18 protein-coding genes and 1 riboswitch are annotated in these 20021 nt (G+C 39.7%); of the genes, 11 read left to right on the top strand and 7 right to left on the bottom strand.

Features of this window, described 5'->3' with window-relative positions; translation table 11 throughout:
- The first annotated feature begins 36 nt into the window (after window positions 1-36).
- Window positions 37-474, top strand: coding sequence for a HicA family toxin-antitoxin system (locus MHH58_RS08895; protein ID WP_341345701.1), 438 nt, complete (start codon window positions 37-39; stop codon window positions 472-474).
- Window positions 475-670: 196 nt separating this feature from the next.
- Here MHH58_RS08895 and MHH58_RS08890 read toward each other — a convergent pair whose 3' ends face one another.
- Window positions 671-1099 carry a MarR family winged helix-turn-helix transcriptional regulator gene (locus MHH58_RS08890; RefSeq protein ID WP_341345700.1) on the bottom strand — a complete coding sequence of 143 codons (429 nt, stop codon included), beginning with the start codon at window positions 1097-1099 and terminating at the stop codon, window positions 671-673.
- Window positions 1100-1203: 104 nt separating this feature from the next.
- Here MHH58_RS08890 and MHH58_RS08885 point away from each other — a divergent pair, with 104 nt between their 5' ends.
- Window positions 1204-2607 carry a DHA2 family efflux MFS transporter permease subunit gene (locus MHH58_RS08885; RefSeq protein ID WP_341345699.1) on the top strand — a complete coding sequence of 468 codons (1404 nt, stop codon included), beginning with the start codon at window positions 1204-1206 and terminating at the stop codon, window positions 2605-2607.
- A 41-nt stretch (window positions 2608-2648) separates the two neighbouring features.
- Here the strand turns inward: MHH58_RS08885 and MHH58_RS08880 are convergent, their stop codons facing one another.
- Window positions 2649-3449 carry a hypothetical protein gene (locus MHH58_RS08880; protein WP_341345698.1) on the bottom strand — a complete coding sequence of 267 codons (801 nt, stop codon included), beginning with the start codon at window positions 3447-3449 and terminating at the stop codon, window positions 2649-2651.
- Window positions 3450-3512: 63 nt separating this feature from the next.
- Window positions 3513-4856 carry an MFS transporter gene (locus MHH58_RS08875; protein WP_341345697.1) on the bottom strand — a complete coding sequence of 448 codons (1344 nt, stop codon included), beginning with the start codon at window positions 4854-4856 and terminating at the stop codon, window positions 3513-3515.
- A gap of 111 nt (window positions 4857-4967) precedes the next feature.
- On the opposite strand from MHH58_RS08875, the gene MHH58_RS08870 reads away from it, so the two are divergent.
- Complete coding sequence (locus MHH58_RS08870) at window positions 4968-6215, top strand: helix-turn-helix domain-containing protein (protein ID WP_341345696.1); 1248 nt, start codon at window positions 4968-4970, stop codon at window positions 6213-6215.
- Between the two features lie 398 nt (window positions 6216-6613).
- Here the strand turns inward: MHH58_RS08870 and MHH58_RS08865 are convergent, their stop codons facing one another.
- Window positions 6614-7918, bottom strand: coding sequence for a Na+/H+ antiporter NhaC family protein (locus MHH58_RS08865; RefSeq protein ID WP_135099057.1), 1305 nt, complete (start codon window positions 7916-7918; stop codon window positions 6614-6616).
- Between the two features lie 66 nt (window positions 7919-7984).
- Window positions 7985-8083, bottom strand: a riboswitch (SAM riboswitch).
- Window positions 8084-8338: 255 nt separating this feature from the next.
- On the opposite strand from MHH58_RS08865, the gene MHH58_RS08860 reads away from it, so the two are divergent.
- The 3 genes from MHH58_RS08860 to MHH58_RS08850 all read left to right on the top strand — a co-directional run bounded on the left by MHH58_RS08860 (window position 8339) and on the right by MHH58_RS08850 (window position 11437).
- Window positions 8339-8872, top strand: a complete 534-nt coding sequence (locus MHH58_RS08860; RefSeq protein WP_135099055.1) for a YceI family protein — start codon at window positions 8339-8341, stop codon at window positions 8870-8872.
- Window positions 8873-9052: 180 nt separating this feature from the next.
- The gene (locus tag MHH58_RS08855; RefSeq protein WP_341345695.1) at window positions 9053-10045 is read left to right on the top strand and encodes an MsnO8 family LLM class oxidoreductase; all 993 of its coding nucleotides are present in this window, start codon (window positions 9053-9055) and stop codon (window positions 10043-10045) included.
- A gap of 63 nt (window positions 10046-10108) precedes the next feature.
- A complete protein-coding gene (locus MHH58_RS08850; RefSeq protein WP_341345694.1) occupies window positions 10109-11437 on the top strand; it encodes an FAD-dependent oxidoreductase in 1329 nt (442 codons plus the stop codon).
- Window positions 11438-11563: 126 nt separating this feature from the next.
- Here MHH58_RS08850 and MHH58_RS08845 read toward each other — a convergent pair whose 3' ends face one another.
- On the bottom strand, window positions 11564-12118 hold the full coding sequence (locus tag MHH58_RS08845; RefSeq protein WP_341345693.1) for a Maf family protein: 555 nt from the start codon (window positions 12116-12118) through the stop codon (window positions 11564-11566).
- A gap of 192 nt (window positions 12119-12310) precedes the next feature.
- On the opposite strand from MHH58_RS08845, the gene MHH58_RS08840 reads away from it, so the two are divergent.
- Complete coding sequence (locus tag MHH58_RS08840; protein WP_135099039.1) at window positions 12311-12667, top strand: DUF6176 family protein; 357 nt, start codon at window positions 12311-12313, stop codon at window positions 12665-12667.
- Between the two features lie 77 nt (window positions 12668-12744).
- Here MHH58_RS08840 and abc-f read toward each other — a convergent pair whose 3' ends face one another.
- The gene (abc-f, locus tag MHH58_RS08835) at window positions 12745-14247 is read right to left on the bottom strand and encodes a ribosomal protection-like ABC-F family protein (protein WP_341345692.1); all 1503 of its coding nucleotides are present in this window, start codon (window positions 14245-14247) and stop codon (window positions 12745-12747) included.
- A 295-nt stretch (window positions 14248-14542) separates the two neighbouring features.
- Here abc-f and queG point away from each other — a divergent pair, with 295 nt between their 5' ends.
- The 4 genes from queG (at window position 14543) to MHH58_RS08815 (ending at window position 18725) form a co-directional block, all read left to right on the top strand.
- Window positions 14543-15673, top strand: a complete 1131-nt coding sequence (gene queG / locus MHH58_RS08830) for a tRNA epoxyqueuosine(34) reductase QueG (protein ID WP_341345691.1) — start codon at window positions 14543-14545, stop codon at window positions 15671-15673.
- A gap of 14 nt (window positions 15674-15687) precedes the next feature.
- The gene (gene trmL, locus MHH58_RS08825) at window positions 15688-16155 is read left to right on the top strand and encodes a tRNA (uridine(34)/cytosine(34)/5-carboxymethylaminomethyluridine(34)-2'-O)-methyltransferase TrmL (protein ID WP_341345690.1); all 468 of its coding nucleotides are present in this window, start codon (window positions 15688-15690) and stop codon (window positions 16153-16155) included.
- A 13-nt stretch (window positions 16156-16168) separates the two neighbouring features.
- On the top strand, window positions 16169-16912 hold the full coding sequence (gene nfsA / locus MHH58_RS08820; protein WP_135099033.1) for an oxygen-insensitive NADPH nitroreductase: 744 nt from the start codon (window positions 16169-16171) through the stop codon (window positions 16910-16912).
- Window positions 16913-17048: 136 nt separating this feature from the next.
- Entirely contained in the window at window positions 17049-18725 is a 1677-nt protein-coding gene (locus MHH58_RS08815; RefSeq protein WP_341345689.1) for a glutathione ABC transporter substrate-binding protein, read from the top strand.
- Between the two features lie 69 nt (window positions 18726-18794).
- Here the strand turns inward: MHH58_RS08815 and MHH58_RS08810 are convergent, their stop codons facing one another.
- Window positions 18795-19499 carry a dihydropteridine reductase gene (locus tag MHH58_RS08810; protein ID WP_341345688.1) on the bottom strand — a complete coding sequence of 235 codons (705 nt, stop codon included), beginning with the start codon at window positions 19497-19499 and terminating at the stop codon, window positions 18795-18797.
- Window positions 19500-20021 lie beyond the last annotated feature (522 nt).

The following is a 20021-nucleotide window of genomic DNA, read 5'->3' as shown; positions in this document are numbered from 1 at the left end:
TGTAATAATAACTATTTTTTCAGGAGGTGTTGTTAAATGGTAGATAATTTTGAAGTAGAGCCGGTATTTCAATCTCGACAGCATGAAAGACATCAATTTAAACTTGTCATTGACGGACGTAATTATAAAGGCGATTATACAAACGGAGAAATTCAATGGCTAAACCCGCATCCGAAACAAAATGTGGATGAAGCTCAATTGGCTTCTGTGGAAGCGGAAATATATGCCTTACTGGATGAACATGGTATCAAAGATGATTCGGACGAAATTGAGATAGAAAAAATATCAAATAGCCAGGCACGCGACCTCCATAAATTCAAACTGAAGATACAGGGTGAATATTTCAAAGGAGTTTTCTTCAAAGATGGGGAGATAGAATGGTTTCATCCTAAACCAAGACGCAAATTAAAAGATGAGCGAATTGATAAAATAGAGGAAAAAGTACAAGAGAAAATGAAAAAAGAACTTGAGTAATTTATACGAAGATTGGGTTGGCGCAATAGCTCTCAGAAAATAATATACTTAATGGAGTATATATAATCCGTGCGTTAGACTTTTTAGGGAAAAACATCATCATAAGGCTGCAGGCTTATGTGAAGTCCCCTGAAAAGCTGACGTACGGATTATTTTTGATGAAGATATTTATACTCTAACCCCGGAAATTAAAGTTTTAATTCATTAAATTATTAAATTTTTGAAGCAGACGGGCAAATTCATCGATATCTTCATCTTCCCATTTATCTATCATTTTTGAAAAACGCTGCTTGCGGCTTTTTCGTGTATGTGTGATAACATCCCATCCCTTGCTGTTTATATCATATATATATGAACGGCGGTCTGTCCGGGATTGCTTTTTTTCGAGCAGTTCTTCTGTCAATAAACCCCCAGCTTGTCTGCTGACGGTGGAAATATCGAGATGAAGCTTTTCGGCAATACTTTTGACACCCATCGGTCCGTTTCTTGAGATGAGCAGCAGGATTAAATAGCTGGCACGATTCAGTTCCTGGGATTCATCCAAATCAACAGTGCGGCTTCGTAAAGCACGGACCATCATAGCAATTTCCAACTCCAGAATTTCTAAAGATTCTTCGTTTACCATTTATAAATTCAGCCTCCAAATTTTTCAGCTTATATAGTTGACTTAAGATATAGTTGTATTATACAATCATTAATTGTGTTATGTCTATGAAAGAAGGAAAATGAATGTCTTTAGAAAATGAAAATAATAATCAGCTCACAGGCAAAAGCAGAACAATATTAATGGCTGTGCTGTTATCGGGAGCATTTGCAGCGATCTTAAATCAGACGCTCCTCGCTACTGCGATTCCTCATATAATGACGGATTTAAATCTGGATGCGGATGTTGCCCAGTGGCTGCAGTCAGTCTTTATGCTTGTTAACGGTATTATGATACCTATTACAGCTTTTTTAATTAATAAGTTCTCAACGAGAACTTTATTCTTCACTGCGATGTCACTGTTTGGCATCGGCACGCTGATTTGCGGTATTTCTCCGTCGTTTCCAGTACTTTTAACGGGACGAATTCTGCAGGCGGCGGGCGCAGGTATTGTCATGCCTCTGATGCAGACGATTCTCTTCCTGGTTTATCCGCGTGACCAACGGGGGAAAGCGATGGGAATGTTCGGTCTTGTTATCAGTTTCGCACCGGCCATCGGACCGACTCTGTCAGGATGGTTTATCGACATCTATCCTTGGCGCGGTTTGTTCTACATGATTCTGCCAATTGTAGCCATCGATCTTATCGTGGCATATTTTATATTGAGAAATGTGACAGAGAAAACGAACCCGAAACTGGATATGACATCTATTATTCTGTCGACGCTCGGTTTTGGCGGACTGCTTTACGGATTCAGTGCTGCGGGCAACAGCGGCTGGTTGAGCCTTGCGGTGATACTGCCGATAATTATTGGTGCAATCGCCCTTGTACTGTTCATTAAGCGCCAGAATAGATTGGAAGAACCAATTTTAGAGTTTGGTGTATTTAAAGATAGAATATTTACCTTATCTACATCATTGGGAATGATTGTCTTCATGTCTATGATCGGCGGAGCAGTGATACTGCCCATCTTCATGCAGACGATGCTCGGTTTCAGCGCAATGGAATCCGGCATGATGCTGCTCCCAGGTGCTTTGATGATGGGAATTATGAGTCCTGTGACAGGCAGACTGTTCGATAAATACGGAGCAAAATGGCTGGCAATTATCGGACTCGGCATGCTTACAGTAACCACGCTGATGTTTGCTACTTTGAATACCGAAACTACATTTACTTACCTTGCCGTCGTTAATACGTTCCGTATGCTCGGTGTCGCAATGGTGATGATGCCTGTAACAACAGCTGGATTAAACAGATTGACAAACAGGCTTGTGCCGCATGGTACTGCGATGAACAATACGATGCGACAGGTCGCCGGTGCAGTAGGGACAGCTCTTCTGGTCTCTATTATGACGAATATGGCAAGACCGGAACAAGGAGTTGAAGGCATGATTCACGGAGTGAATATGTCCTTCCTGTTTGCAGGAATTCTTGCATTTATCGGTTTTATTCTCGCTTTCAGATTGAGAAAAAATGAAGATATGGATTAAATTAAAGCAGCATTCCGTGAAAGCGGAACGCTGCTTTTTTATTATGTTTCTGTATTAGATTGTTTAGATCTGACATACTGTCCGGTAATGATAATAACCAGTCCGATGAACATAAAATACTGAACGATAAACTGGGACAAGCCGTTCAGAAAATCAAAAGGATAAATCATGCGCCCCGTACTGTATATCAGCAGAACGATGAAAATTAATCTGCTCGTCCATGAACTAGAAGTGAAGATAAAGTAAAGTGAAGCGGCTGCCACGATAACAAAGACTGTATAAAGCAGTGTGTCGATTAATGAAGCATCGTAAGATGCAATTTTTAACGGACTGAGCGTTTTTGAATTCATGAACAGTATCAATAAATTAGCGCTGACAAATAGAATTAAAAATAAGATACTTGATACCATCTGTTTGTTGCCGTGGCTGGACGACTGATGTTTGATGCCGTGATTCATGAATGGCACCATAGCGAGTATTAAAACAATCACGGCGGGCAGTACAAGCGAAATAACAATTTCCCCAAAGAAAAATATTGTTGCCGAGAACAGTACGGCAAAATACACACCGAGAATTGCAGCATCTGACCAGTAATTATTCCGGTGTTTAGGCAGATTTTTAGAAGCCACGCGGGCAACATCTTTCGTTTTGGCGTTATAGTATTCAACGTAATCTTTACCAGAATCGGTCATTGCAGCTGCCATTATGTACAGCTTTTCAAACTTTGCATCTTCGGTAACAAAGTTTTTATCAAACTCCTTGTTCAGCGATTGAAAAGCCAGCTGATTATCATCTGAGAGTGTGGTAAATATTTTTTGGTATTCTTTTTTATAATTCTTCATAAAAACATCCCCGTGCAATATATGTTACTCATTATTATAGCAGACAATACAGAGCATATAATATTAAATGCCGGTGCTTTCATTAACTGTTTTTGAAAGCTCCAGTTCTTCAGCAACTTTCGATACATCCGCTTTGGACTCGTCAATCACACGGCTGTTCAGAAAGGTAAAGATAATAATAATTAAAGCAGTAAAACTTATACTGTGGATAAGCCAGAAAGGAAGATAATCATATGCAAAACCGTACAGCAGAGTACCTATAGGAGCAATCGAGGAAGCGAACAGTCCGATTGCGGAAAACACTCTGCCTTTGATGTGCTGCGGTACAGTCAGCTGTACAAAAGTGAAAAGCGGTACATTAATCACCTGCAGCATAACCGCTATAGTAAAGCCCATTGCTGCAAAAAATGCAATTGAATATGTGTCAGCCATGCTTGTATACAATGGGAGTAAATACAGCGGTATGGTGAATGTCCAGAGTATCAGCGATATTTTCATCAGTCCTACAGGGTTTTTAAATTGTTTTACCGAGCCTATTACAATTCCTGCAATAAGAACTCCGAATCCGTCAAAAGCATTAATTATGCCAACAGTTTCCGGTGAGAACTTCAGTTCTGTAATCATCGCTTTTTCCGGATAAATCCCCATAAGAGAAGCAAAGAAATTAATAAAAGCAGCCATTATAAATACCCGGAGGAAGACGTATGAATTTTTAATGTATTCTATTCCCTGCCAGACATCATGTTTAAATTTTCCAAAGACTGAAGTGGTCTCGGGTTGACTTGAGTTCTCTAAGACATAATTCTCAGGATTGTAATACAAATCAAATTTGATAAAGAAATCTAGCAGGGTGGAAATAGCGTAAGTAATCGTAAATATTAAAATCATGATATAAAAATCAAATAAACCGAATAGCACACCGCCTATTGCCGGACCGATAATAATTGCAGAGGACATAATAGCAGAAACATAGCCCATTACTTTTTGAATGCGCTCCTTATAAAACATCTCGGTCATCGAAGTCTGAAATGTATTTGAAACAAAAGGATTAACGAGGGCGGTTAAGAAAGAGGTAATATATATCGCAAAAATATTAAACCCGTTAAAGTAGGTGAATACCAGAAGACCCGCCATAATCAATGTCAGAATGACTTCTCCTGATATGATGATTTTCCTTTTATTACCAAGATCACTCATAACTCCGGATAAGGGTAGCATCAGGGTCATAACTACGGAAGTGATTGCTAAATTAATCGCGAAGTAAAGAGCAGATCCTGTGAAATATAAAATGGAGTAGGAAACTGCGAACGTATAAATCAGGCTGCCTAAGTTTAAAGTCAGTCTGCTGAAAATATAAATTATAAAATTTAACTTCTCCCGAGATGGGACCTCCTTAGTAAATAACATAAACAACATCCCCTTTGTTTAATCTGATTAAACTTATCATATAATTATTTAAGATTGTAAGTCAAGAAATAGTTTAATATAATTAAACTAATGTAAATTGGAGTGAGTGATATGGCTTTAGGCGAACGTATAAAAGAATTGAGGAAAGAACAGGGGTTAACGCTTGTTGAACTAGCTGGAGAGAAGATTACCAAGGGCATGCTGTCTTTAATAGAGAATAATAAATCCAACCCGTCAATGGATACTCTTGAGTATTTAGCAGAGACACTCGGGGTCAGCATCAGTTATTTAACACAAGAAGGTGACAGCGAGTGGACAAAGAAAATGCTTGAGCGCAGTGAATTGTATAATTCTTTTGATTTTCCGACAGAGTTAATAAAAGAAGAAATACTTCCTAATATTGATAAAATTGCGCAGTCGAGCGACGGCATGTTAATTTATCATCTAATACGTGTCTACTACAGGTACACCGGCCAGAGGGAGAAAGCTGAAGAAATTACTGATTTGATTGAGCAGTTCTATAAAAGTATCGGACTCGAGAATCTGGCAGTTACTGATAAAATGAACAATGCGGTATCTATGCTGTACGAAAGAGATTATAAAAATGCTTACGAAACGACAAAGCAGCTGGAAGAAGACGTTGAGAAATACAAGGAATACGACAGTAATATCTATATAAATTATTTATTTTGGAGAAGCTCGTTTGCTGCAGATTTTAATGAAAAAGATTTTCTGGAATACGGAGAACTGCACTTGCAGGAATGCTATAAAAAAGAGAACTTCAAATATTTTTATTTGCAGAATTTAATACTTGGTTTGTATTATTCACATCAAGGCGATATGGAACAGGCTGAAGTTTATCAGGAAAATTTGAGGAAGTACTTATCGTTTAACCAGTCGGACAAGTATAAATTTGAAGTAGTGGATAAAAACCGTCCGATTAATGTATTTTATCTGCTGAATCAACCTGACAATATTATTGAACTTGTTGAGAACTATCTGGCAGAAATGGAAGCAGTGATTAAAAAAGAAAACGATAATCCAATGGTCAGCAGAGATTATATCAAACAGTATCTGCCGATATTTGAGCTGGAACTGGCTTATTATAGGCAGGATTATGAGTATGTTTTAGAAAACTTTGCTTATCAAATGTATGAACGTCCGCAAGCCCAGCATCCGCTGGACCGGATTTTGTTCGCTGTCAGAAGTCTGGTGTACCCGCTCAGTCTGTTTGAAACAGGGAAAGTCGAAAAGGCGAGAGAATCTTATTCAATCATTGAAGAAACTGTCGAGGATATAAAACATTCAATATATGCTAAAGAAATGCATATGATTAAGGAAATTATATTTGAACAATAAAGAGAGTGGAATGTGCATGGGCATATTCCGCTTTTTTATATTGAAAGAGATGTCGAGTACGACGGAGCTTTGGTGTCGTACTTGAACTTTCTCCCGGATACGACGGTGCTTCGGTGTCGTACTTGAACTCGCTCCCAGATACGACGGTGTTCCCGTGTCGTACTTGAACTTGTTCCCAGATACGACGGCGCTTTCGTGTCGTACTTGAACTGGTTCCCGAGTACGACGGTGCTTTGGTGTCGTACTTGAACTTTCTCCCGGATACGACGGTGCTTCGGTGTCGTACTTGAACTTGTTCCCGAGTACGACGCCATTTCTATGTCGTACTTAAACATCGCCACGGAAACTTTTAAATAAAAAATCGAATCCAGCATCTGCTGAATCCGATTGATTTTTCTCTAATTAACTTTGACTTTTGAATACTTTCTTGGGAATCCAATTAATATCGCAATAATTCCGCTGATAATCAGCAGCATTGGATAAATGGAATACGGCATAATTTCCACAGGCGAGATACCGGCGGCGAGTCCTGAAGCTGCAAGCATTTGTCCGCCGTAAGGAATGAGACCCTGGAATCCTGCAGCGAATGTATCGAGTATACTTGCAGATTTTCTCGGGTCCACTTCATATTCTTCAGCTATGTTTTTCGCGAGAGGTCCCGTCATCATTATTGAAATTGTATTATTGGCAGTGGATACGTCAGTAACGCTGACTAAACTTGCGATACCGAGTTCGGCGCCTTTTTTCGTTTTAATTCTGCCCATAATAGTATTGAGCAGGTAGGTGATACCTCCGTAATGACTGACTAGACCAATCATACCGGCTATTAGTATTGTGATAATTGAAATTTCCTGCATACCTGCAATACCTTCACCAGCCGCTGAAAACAGCGTAAATATATCGAAAGCTCCTGTCAACAAGCCGAGAAGACTTGAAATTGCTGCTCCGCTCAGCAACACGATTATGACATCGACCCCGAGGAGTGCGATAATCAGCACAGAAAGATATGGAATGACTTCAATAAAATTAAAGTCATAATTTCCTGTCTGACTAAGTGAGATGTCGGCAGTCATTAAATATAAAGTAATTATGGTCAGAATAGCGCCCGGCAGCACAATCCAAAAGTTCACTTTGAATTTATCAATCATTTTGACACCCTGAGTACGTGTAGCGACAATGGTTGTATCAGAAATAAACGATAAGTTATCACCAAACATAGCCCCGCCAATAACAGTGGCTAAAGCGAGTGCGAGTCCGATTTCAGTCTGGTCTGCGATACCAATGGCGATCGGTGCAATTGCTACAACAGTGCCTGTGCTGGTTCCCATAGCGAGTGATACAAAACAGCAGATAATAAAAATTCCGCTTAAAAGCAGACTAGGGGGAAGAAATGTTAATCCCATATTTACTGTTGAATCCACAGCTCCCATAGCTCCTGCAATGCCGGAAAAAGCACCGGAAAGCAAGAAAATAACAACTATAAGTATGACGTTTTCCTGTGCTGCGCCTTGAAAGTAAGCAGCTAATTTATCTTTAAACGGTTCTTTAAAATATAAAAAGAAACCTGCAACTGACGCAAGAATCGCTGCTAGCGGAATCGGCATAGCACTGAAATCTCCTGCCAGAAGTCCGGTACCAATGAATAAGGCTACAAATATAACTAGGGGCAGCAAGGATACCGGGCCGCCTTTTTTATTAGACATAATATTATCCTCCTATTAAAAAATCCCCATCTTTTATTTGTAAAGATAAGAGATGGGGAAGTCCTCAGCTTATCTTTGAGCGTCTGCTCCTGGAATTAGCACAGTACCAAATAGTCTGTTGCTGAGGCTTCAACGGGCCAGTCCCTTCACCTCTCTGGATAAGAATTTATTTAATTAATGAGATTAAGGATACACGCCTAACCGATAAAGGTCAATATATTAATACAGAGTGTCAAAAAGGTTTAATTTTCAGATAATGGGAAACTACTTCAATATAGACTTAAATATACAAATATATCAAATTTAATTTATTTTAAGTTTGTTACTTGCTTTTTGTAACTAAGTATATTATCATAATTAATGTGATAGTTCGAAAGCGAAGTATTAACGAAAAACAAAACTATGGAGGATGATTTAATTATGGCTAAATTTACAGCGGACACAGCGCACTCAGAATTAGAATTTCAAGTAAAACATATGATGGTAACTAAAGTTAAAGGAACTTTCGGGGAATGGTCGATTGATGTCGAAGCTGACAATATTGAAGACTTCACAACAGCAAAAATAAAAGGTAAAGCAAATGCAGCAACTATCGACACTAAAGTTGCAGACCGTGACGCTCACTTAACTTCTGCTGATTTCTTTGATGTGGAAAACCACCCAGAAATCACATTTGAATCAACTAAAATCGAAGGATCAGGCACAAAATTTGATGTGACAGGCAACTTAACTATTAAAGACGTCACTAACGAAGTGACTATTCCTGTGGAATACAACGGCCAGGGCGTAAGTCCTTTCGGACCGACAGTTTACGGTTTCGAATCTAAATTCTCAATCAACCGTGAAGAATTTGGCTTAACTTGGAACCAGACATTAGAAACAGGCGGAGTGCTTGTATCTAAAGACGTTAAAGTCAGCCTTGAGCTGCAACTTAACCCGGCGGACGCAGAATAATTAGATTATACAGCTAAAAATGATATATATATAAATGGGTCAATACTCCCTAATATTCTTAAATGAATATTAGGGAGTATTTTTTATGACTAAGCACTTAGTTTTTATAACAGGCCGTTAATTGATATTCTTTAAAGAAAAAAGATTACCGATAAATATAATTTAAAGGATGTATTAACTATGAAACTGAGTATACTGGATCAAGCTCCCATTACTAAAGGCAACACACCAGCAGATGCTTTAAAAAAAGCGGAAGAGCTGGCAGTGCTAGGCGATCAGCTCGGCTACGAACGAATGTGGATGGCAGAACATCACGGCACGTCTGCTTACGCAAGTTCAGCTCCTGAAATAACAGCCGCACATTTGGCAGCTAAAACAAAAAACATACGAATCGGTACCGGAGGTGTCATGATGATGCATTATTCTCCGTTAAAGCTTGCCGAAGTTTTTAAAACACTCAGCGCATTCGCTCCCGGACGTATTGATTTTGGCATGGGAAGAGCGCCCGGCGGAGATCAGTTTTCCATTTACGCATTGTCCGAGGGACGTACACCGATGGTGCATAATATGTATGAGAAATTTGATACTGCGCTCCAGCTGATTAATGATGAAGTGCCTTCATCTGATTTATATAACAGAACAATTGCGACACCGTCGAATATCACTCTGCCTGAATCGTGGCTGTTCGGTTCGAGCGGCAACAGTGCGGTAGAAGCTGGCCGGAGAGGCGCGGGTTATTCATTCGCCCAGTTCTTTAACGGACAGCTGTCAAAAGAAATACTCGATGCTTATAAAAATAATTTTGAAGCATCTCCTTTTATGGAAAAACCTGAAATTAATGTATCTTGTATGGTTACAGCAGCAGAAACTGCTGAAGAAGCGGAATTTGAAGCTAAACCTCAGGATATATGGCGTCTGCAGTTTATGAAAGGACGAAGCGGACAAGTTTTGACACCTGAAGAGGCACAGGACTTTCCGCTGACAGAAATGGACCGCATGAAAATTCAAGAAGGCCGTAAACTGCATTTAGTCGGTTCTGCCAAAGAAATCGCTAAACGTCTGCAGGAAGAGCAGATTCAGTATGGATTTGACGAAGCGATGATCTGCAGCATTCCTCACTCTCAAAAAGCGCGTCTCAATGTCTATAAGCTGCTGGCAGAAGAACTGTTTTAAAAACGATTCTGGAGGGTAAATATAGATTGATTAATTTTTGAAAATATTAAGGAGATGCTGCGGTTGACACATTTTGATGCAATAATAATCGGTTTCGGCAAAGCCGGTAAAACTTTGGCAGGGGACCTCGCCGGCCGTGACTGGAATGTGGCGCTAATCGAAAAAGATAAAACAATGTACGGGGGAACTTGTATTAATATCGCCTGTATTCCGACGAAGCTGTTAATGCATGACGCATTGAACGGCAGTGAATACAGAGCTGCCGTAGAACGCAAAAACGGAGTCATTGAGAGACTGCGTGATAAAAACTATCACAGTGTTGCAGACTTAAACAAGGCGACAGTTTACGATGGCACTGCTGTTTTTATCAGCGACAAGGAAATTGAAGTAGAAACAGGAAACGGCAAAAAAGAAGTACTGAGTGCAGATAAAATTTTCGTTAATACTGGAGCAGAGACCAGCATACCGCCGCTCGAGGGTGATATAGACTCTGATAAAGTTTATACGAGCACAACGCTGATAGACGAAGAAATACTGCCGGATAAGCTGACGATTGTCGGCGGCGGATACATTGGTCTTGAATTCGCAACGATGTATAATGCTTTTGGTTCAGAAGTCAGTGTTATCGTGCCTGCCGATGAGATTCTAAACGACGAAGATGAAGATATCAGAAATGAAATTACAAAGGATATGAAAGAGAGCGGCATTAATTTTATCTTCGGTGAGCGGGCAGAAAAAGTGAAAGAAGAAAGCAGCAGTAACATTACCGTTACTTTATCAGACGGGAGAGAGCTGACATCAAATGCGATTTTATTTGCTACAGGCCGAAAACCCAATACTAAAGGACTCGGGCTGGATAACACTTCAGTTCAGCTGACTGAAAACGGCGGAATCAAAGTTGATAATCACCTTCAGACAACTGCTGATAATATTTACGCGATGGGCGATGTAAAAGACGGCTTCCAGTTTACTTACACATCTCTGGATGATTACCGTATTGTAAAAAGTCATTTATTTGATGATGGTGAGTATTCATACGATTCGCGGACAAACGTGCATTACACCATGTTTACAGATCCGCCATATTCCCGCGTGGGGCTGACCTTGCAGGAAGCAAAAGAAGAGGGCTATGAAGCGGATGAAAACAGTATGCCGATGTCGGGTCACCCGAGATCTCACATCAATAATGAACTGCGCGGTTTATTTAAAGCAGTGGTGGATACAGAAAGCGGAAAAATTCTTGGAGTGCATTTATATGGCGTGAACTCAGAAGAACTGATTAACCTGGCTAAACTCGCTATGGACCACGATATACCTTATACAGTACTTCGTGATCAGATGTACAATCACCCTGTAATGAGTGAAGCATTTAATACTTTATTTGATATATAAATAGAATTGGAGCTTGGAATAAGCGTGACAGTCTGTCATGCCAGCCCTGATGTAAAAGACGGCTTGAAATCAAAATTTTCAAGCCGTCTTTTTGTTTACTCCAAAATTTTATTTAAGCCGCAAATTTTAAAAACCGTATTTCTTTAAGGCTCTGTAGACTTTAGCAAGCGGCAGGCCGACGACCGTATTATAATCGCTTTTTATCTCTTTAACAAAAACTGCTCCAAAAGATTGAATTCCGTATCCGCCAGCCTTGTCATACGGTTCATCTGTCTGAATATATTCTTCGATTTCCTCTTCTGACAGGTCATAAAAAGTAACTTCTGTACTGTCGGAAATAATTTCTTCAAAGTCTCTTGACTTTAATATCACAGCGGAGTACACTTCATGAGTGCTTCCGGATAAAGCCCTTATCATTTGACGCGCGTCTTCAATTGTGGCCGGTTTTTCATAAATTATTTGATTATGGCTGACTACTGTATCACAGGTTAACAGTATTGAATTATCATCTGCCGTCAAAACAGATGCTTTTAATCTTGCAGTTTCGATGACTTTAGTTTCGGGGTCGCTGTCTGTAATCTGTTTTTCATCAGCATCCGGTATAAGGATTTCGTACTCCAGACCAATCTGTGAGAGTAATTCACGGCGTCTTTTAGACTGTGAGCCAAGTATAAGTTTCATAAATGATACCTCCGGTGCGTAAGTTGGGTTAAGATGTCTGATATCCATTGTTTTTAGATTAAAAAACGTTATAATAGCGTTAATACAAGTAATCAAAAAAGATACATATAATATATTAAACTAATTAATTTTAATAATAAATAGGTTAAACCTAAATACTAAATAGATAGCCGTTTTAAGAGAGGAGCAATCATGAGAGTAGAATTGACGAAATACAGAGTTAAAGAAGGTAAAAATGAACTGGTAGATGAGTGGATTGAATATATGCATAATCATATGGATGACGTTCTCATGAATCTCGAAGGCGAGAAAATGTTCGTTGAAACTATCTTCCGTGAAGCTTTTAATGATGTGGAATACTTATACTGGTACAGTGTTCAGGATGACAATCAATCTGAAGATAACATTTCCAAAGCGGACCTTGATGAAAAACATTTAGAATACTGGGAACGCTGTATTGATAAAACTTTCAGACCTGAAGATATGAAGGCTGAAATTGTTATGATACCTGAACGTATCAGACGGGCTATGAGATATAATAACGATTAAAGGCACCCCTTCTGGGATGCCTTTTTTGTATGGACTTTACTTTTAGCTGAAAAACAACAGGGTTCACCGTTGTCAATCTAATGACTTTTCAGGTCGTTTTTCTTTTGAAGCAAACGCTCAAACTCAGCTTCAAGTTCCGGAGTGGAACCTTCCGACAGTTCACTGAGTACACGGGTAATCTGAGTTTCCAGCACAAGCAGTTCGTCTTTGGAAGAATTTCTCGGCGGGGGAGTATCAGGATTCACCAGTTTGCAGTCCTCTATATTGTAGGAAGTTTCTGCAATGCTGTTCCGGAAACGTTTATCGTGAGAGACTAAAATGATTAACCCCGGATAACTTTTCAGCATATCCTCGAGCGCTTCAATCGAATGGACATCCAGAAAGTTCGTTGGTTCATCGAGTATCAGAACCTGACTGTTCGACATCAGCAATTTAACGAGCTGAACCTTTACCCGCTCTCCGCCGCTGATCACGGAAACTGTTTTATGAACTTCATCTCCTTTAATGTTCAAGCGGGCGAGTGCGGTTCTGACAGTGGTTTCATCGTAATTGCTGCTGTTCTGGATGTTTTTGAGAATACTCGAATTTAAATCCAGAGACTCAAGCTGCTGATAAAAGTAGCCGATATCCAGATTCGAGAACTGATACTTCTCGTAGATATAATTAAGCAGAGTCGTTTTACCTGAACCGTTTTTACCGGTAATACTTACTTTATCGGTTGCTTTTAAATAAAGTGAAACATCTTTTAGAAGCTCTTTCTCCTGTCTTTTTACAGTTTCACGCTCGAGCCGGATTACAGTTTTACCGCCGAGTTTTTCAATGTCCTGAGTATAGAAAATCACCTGTTTTTCTTCTTCGGGTTTTTCTTTTTCTTCCAGCTGATTCAGTCGTGATTCCATACTCGTTCGTACTTTATCCAGTTTCTTTTGCATTTTATTAAAGTAGGGTGTTTCTTTAGTAACGTAACGGTTTGTTTCTTTGTCATACACTCTATTCGACAAAGCAGCCTGTCTGGATTTGTTCTCAACTGCTTTTTCCAGATGCTGTTTTTCCCGAATGTATTTATCATATTCGAGTTTTGCACGCTGTTTATTATGTGCTTCAATTTCTTTGTAATGCGAGTAGTTTCCCGGATACACAGCGATTTTGGTATCTTCTATCGACCATATCTCGTCTGCAATTTTATCCAGAAAATCCCGGTCGTGGGACGCGACTATTTTAAGGGCTTTCTTTTGCTTCAATTCATCAAACAGCCATGCAGCATTTGTTTCGTCCAAATGCGTTGTCGGTTCATCCAGTAAAATGACGCCTGCTGAATTTTTCAGGCCTTCCTGCAGATAAACTTTAGTCGTTTCTCCGCCGCTTTTTTTAAAATCGGCGTTTTTAAGCTGGCGAATATAAATTATATTCTCATTCGTAAGCTGCTCTGCATTATTGGCAATATAATTCAGCAGAGTCGTTTTTCCACTGCCGTTACGGCCAATCAGACCGATTGTTTTGTGTTCCTGTACAGTGATGTTATCAATCGCAAGTATTGTTTCACCGTTAATCTCTAAAGTAATTTTATTAAGATTCATCATAAAAAAGAGCCTCATTTCGTTGTCGAAATAAGGCTCCACACAGTATAATACAATATATAATTATATCTCCTCTTATTATAAACAGAGAAGAGTGTAATTATATGAGGTTATATATTATAAATGAGCTGCAGAGATTACCCTATTTCGACATAATTTTCGCATAATAAATAAACTTAAATATGTCATAAGAAAAAGGATAATCTACTTCATTGTCCTGCAGTTCACCTCGCACGTGTATTTGTTACTAATAATATAAAACAGATTAGAAAATATTGCAAATAAAGGATGGGGAATTATGGACCGTCATGAGTTTAAAAAACGTGTAATTGAATATGCACATACGATTGGTATCGATGATATCGGATTTACCACGGCAGAACCGTTCACAGAGTTTAAAGCTAAGCTTATTGATTATTATAAGAATGGTTATGAGTCGGGATTTGAGACGGGTACGATTGAGGAGCGGACCAATCCGAAAGCGAGTCTCGCCAATGCGGAAAGTATAGTGTCTATTGCGGTCGGTTATCCAAATAAACTGCGCAATGCCCCGAAATCGAAACAGGGTGAACGCCGCGGTATCTTTGCGAGAGCTTCGTGGGGAATGGATTACCATACCTTGCTTCGAACGAGACTGGAGAAACTGGAAGCCTTTATTAGAGAACTTGATCCGTCTATTGATTGTAAATCAATGGTGGATACAGGTGTGCTGAGCGACAGGGAAGTGGCACGCCGGAGCGGTCTTGGATTTTCAGGAAAGAATGGTTTTATCATCAACCCGAAACTCGGAACATATTCCTACCTCGGAGAAATGATTGTAAGTTATCCATTTCCTGCGGATGAAGAGCTGCTGGATTCCTGCGGAGATTGTAATATCTGTGTAGACCGCTGTCCGACAGGGGCACTCGTCGGAAACGGGCAGGTGGATTCTAAAAAATGCATTTCATTTCTTACTCAGACGAAAGGTTTCATGCCGGTGGAGTACCGTTCTAAAATAGGGAACCGGCTTTACGGCTGCGATACGTGCCAGCAGGTCTGCCCGCGTAACAGGGGCATCAATACAGAACACCATGAAGATATTGTTCTTGAACCGGAGATTTTAAAACCTGAACTTACCAGCCTGCTGCAAATGTCAAATCGTGAATTTAATGAAACGTATGGCCACCTTGCAGGTGTCTGGCGCGGCAAGAAGCCGATTCAGCGGAATGCAATCATTGCACTTGCGCACTTTAAAGAAACTGCGGCAATTGATATACTGAAACAAGTTGCTGAAACGGATGTGCGTCCGGTAATTAAAGGCACTGCCTACTGGGCAATCGGCCAGATCTCAGGAGATGAAGCTCTTGATTATATTTATGAAAGATACGGCATCGAAACCGATGACGATGTAAAAAAAGAAATGCTTATGGGCATACAAGAAGCGAGTTAGGAAGAAGGAAAAAAATGAACCACGTTGTGCTATACCAGCCGGAAATACCTCAAAATACAGGGAATATTGCAAGGACATGCGTTGCAACAGGCACGCCGCTCCACCTGATTAAACCGTACGGTTTCAGTCTGGAAGACAAATACGTGAAACGTGCGGGTCTCGATTACTGGAAAGACCTTGAACTTTATGAGTATGAAACGATTGAAGAATTTTTTGAACAGAACAAAGGAAAGTATTATATGATTTCAAAATTCGGTAAAAAGAATTTTACCGATATGGATTACAGCAGTACAGACGAGAGGCATTATTTTGTTTTCGGCCGTGAGACAAAAGGACTGCCTGACTGGCTGAAGGAAAAGTATCAGGAATCACTGATGAGAATCCCGATGACCGATAAGGTACGTTCTCTGAATTTATCGAATACCGTCGGTATACTGGTATATGAAGCATTAAGACAGCAGGAGTATCCTGGACTGAAATAGGAGGATTTTTTAAATGAATGACGTTATTAAATTATTGAATAATCACCGTTCTTTAAGAAAGTTTACAGATGAAAAATTATCTGAAGAGACAATCAGAACACTGGTCGGCGCTGCCCAGAGTGCAAGTACATCAAGCTACGTACAGGCGTATTCTATTATGGGGGTCACTGACCCTGAGAAGAAAAAAGCCCTGCGTGAAATCAGTACGCAGAGCTATGTAGAACATAACGGTCACCTGTTTGTTTTCGTGGTGGATTTTTATCGTCATAAAGAACTTGCAAAACAGGCAGGTAAAGAAATTTCATACGATAAAACAGAAAATCTGATTGTCGGTGTCGTAGATGCCAGCCTGGCTGCACAAAATCTAGCGACGGCAGCAGAAAGTATGGGACTTGGTATTTGCTATATCGGTTCACTGCGTAATGATATTAAGAAAGCGGGAGAAATTTTAGGTCTGCCGGAAGGTGCCTTTGTACTCTTCGGCATGGTGGCTGGTTACCCTGAACAGGGAGAAGACGGTTCGAAAAAAGAACGTTTGCCATTTGAAGCGGTGTATCATGAAAATACGTACCAGAAAATCGACGAAGTTCAAAATGATATCGATGCCTACGACCAGCGCATCAGCGATTATTACAGCAGCAGAACAAACGGCAAACGCGATGATAAGTGGAGCGAACAGGTGACAGAGATGCTCAGTAAAAAACAGCGTCTCGATGTAGATACAGTCTTAAAAGAAAAAGGATTCTTAGGTCAATAAAAATATTTGAGTACACATATGAGTGGTCATATGTGTACTTTTTTAATATCAATTATTAAATTATTCAGAAATTATGTAGACGAACAAAAAGCCTAGTGATATAGTATGATTTAAATACATAGCAAAGAGGTATAATATGAAAACATTTAAAACATACTTATTCACGGTACTGTTTATTTTTGCAGTGGCAGGCTGTTCGGATGACAGCGAAGTTTCATCGGAAATATCAAATGATATTGGTGAAACTGCAGAGAAACTTTCACTTACCCAGTCATTACCTGCAGATGCAGTATCACTGGATCCGCATGGAAGTAACGATTCACCTTCTGAAAAGGTAAGGTCTCATATTTATGAAGGGCTAGTCAGCCAGGACGAGAATCTGGATATCGTGCCGGAACTGGCATCAGAGTGGGAACAAATAGATGATGTAACATGGCAGTTCACTTTACGGGAAGATGTCGAATTTCATGACGGCAGTGAATTTAATGCCGAGGCAGTGAAGGCAAATTTCGACCGCCTGCTTGATCCGAGCCGCGGCTCAACAAGAGCATTCGTTCTTGAGATGATTGAAGAAGTGAATGCAGTCGATGAATATACAGTAGAGATTATTACGGAATACCCATTTTCACCTTTACTCGGTCATCTGACACATGGCGCGGGTGATATGCTATCCAAAGAACTAATCGATGAAGATTATCAGCATGCGCTTGATGAAGCTGGACTTGATATCACACTGGATGAATATTACGAAATACGTGAAGCGGGCGGCAGCGGCCATAAAGAAATTGCAGAACAAATAACTGAACATACAAGTACGGTAGTGGAACAAAATCCTGCGGGAACGGGATATTTGAAATATGACAGCAGAACACCTGGTGAACAAACAGTTCTGACAGGAAATGATAATTACTGGAATGGCGACGTCAATGTTGCTGATTTAACATTAAAAGTAGTAAGCGAAGCATCCTCAAGGATTGCGGAAGCTGAGACAGGGCAGTCGGATGTTGTAGCAGATGTACCGCCAAGTGACAAAGATAGAATAACGTCTAATGATGACCTGGTTTTAAATGAAACTCAGTCCGTGGCTCTTGAGTACATAGGTTTAAACACAAGAAATGAGTATTTACAGGATAAACGCGTGCGCCAGGCACTGACACATGCCTTTAATAAGCAGGCTGTAATAGACGGTATATATAACGGAGCCGGTACTGAAGCGGTGTCTCCGCTCGCGCCTGATGTTTTCGGCTTTGCTGAGTCAGTTGAACCTTTGGAATATGATATGGAAGAAGCAAAAAGGCTGCTTGAAGAAGCAGGTTATGAAGATGGATTTACATTGACGATGATGGTGAACAGCGATAATGCACAACGTGTGGATACCGCGATCTGGCTGCAGCAGTCTCTTGAAGAATTAAATATTACACTGGAAATAGAACAGCTGGAGTGGGGCACGTTCCTTGAAGCAACAGGAGACGGAGAACATGACTTATATATTATGAGCTGGGGGAACTCAACGGGAGATCCAGACAATGCGATGACACCGCTGGTTCATTCATCAAGAATTGGCAGTCCGGGAAATCGTGCTTTCTTCGAAAATGATGAGGTAGACAGACTGCTTGAAGAAGGCAGCAGAGAGTCAGATGATGCAGTAAGAGAAGAAATATACAGCGAAATCCAGACTATCTTAGTTGAAGAAGCACCGCTGATCTTTATCCTGCACCCACAAAAATATAATGTTTACAGTTCAGCTTTAGACGGTGTAGAAATTAGTCCTTATGAAGAATTCAATTTTCAAAATGTGAAAAACAAGCAGTAAATTATAATGAAAAATCTGGGGTATCTTTGAAGATATCCCGGATTTTCATATTTATATAATAAAGTGAAATTAATTAGCGAAGAACTGTTCTTTTTGGCTTTCGTGTTTATCGAGCATAATCTGATGATTTGGAATGCCTTGTTTTAGCAGCAGATCGACATTCTGTTTCAGGAACTCATCGCTGCCGACCACATAAAATAGGGCGTCCTTATCTTCTGTCAGTTTTTCTGCCTCTTCATAGTACTCATCGCGTGTACTGACGAAGTGCGCAGTCAGATTTTTATCTGCTGAAGATTGGAATATATCAGGAAATAAGTAATTTTTAGATGAATCAATATTTAACGAGTGGATTTTAGCGACATTGTCATTATCATTCAGATAATCCAGAACCAGCGGTCTAAAAGTCGCAAGGCCGACGCCTGAAGAAAGCATATAAATATTTTTACCTTCACGCTTTAAAGGTACATTTGTATGTGTTTTAAATATTGCTGCTTTATCTCCAATGGGCATTTCATTTAAAATCTGTTTAAACTTCGATGCATCTTTTCTGATGCGGGTAGTAATCCCAATCGTGTTTTCGTCTTTCAAGGTAGAAATCGACATATGTCTGATTAAGCTTCTATCCGGCTTTTCTCCAGTGTTAAAACCTTCAAAAGCAAGGTGTATGCGCGACCCTTCTTCCCAGGTATAATCTTCAGGACATTCGAAAACAAAAGTTTTCACTTCGGGTGATTCATTAACAACATCTATCAGTTTACTCCAGTAAATTTGCATAAATATATTCTCCTTAAGGCTGTTATTTATGTATATCATGTATCTGTATTATATATTAACTGATAATTATTCTCAATTAAAAGGATTTTGATGAAAGCTGAAGGGGAAGTGGATGGACAAGTACGACGGTAAATTGGTGTCGTACTCGGGATTGACTTCAAGTACGACGGCGAAACGACACCGTACCTGCAAATAAAAAAACAAAAAAACTGGACGGCACGAAGCTGTCCAGTTTAAAAAATTTATTGAATAAGACTATTCTCTAATTTTTGTCTCCCCGTCATCTTTATATCCCCAGTCAGTTTCGCGTCCTGCTGTAAGGATTGAAGTCAGAAAGGCTATACAAACCATTAAAATAAGAAATGCTTTCATTATTGATTTGCCCCCAGTACTTATATTAATTACATTTATTATAAACCATTCTGCAAAGATTAAAAAGGTTTTGTTGTAAAAAAGGTATTTTCTCTTTATTATTTTCTGTTTCTTTTTATGATTACGTTATTTTAATTGCTGTTTGGGGTA

The organism is Jeotgalicoccus sp. FSL K6-3177, assembly GCF_038050175.1.
Taxonomy (GTDB): Bacteria; Bacillota; Bacilli; order Staphylococcales; family Salinicoccaceae; genus Jeotgalicoccus; species Jeotgalicoccus nanhaiensis.
This window is presented reverse-complemented; position numbering and strand designations above follow the sequence as displayed.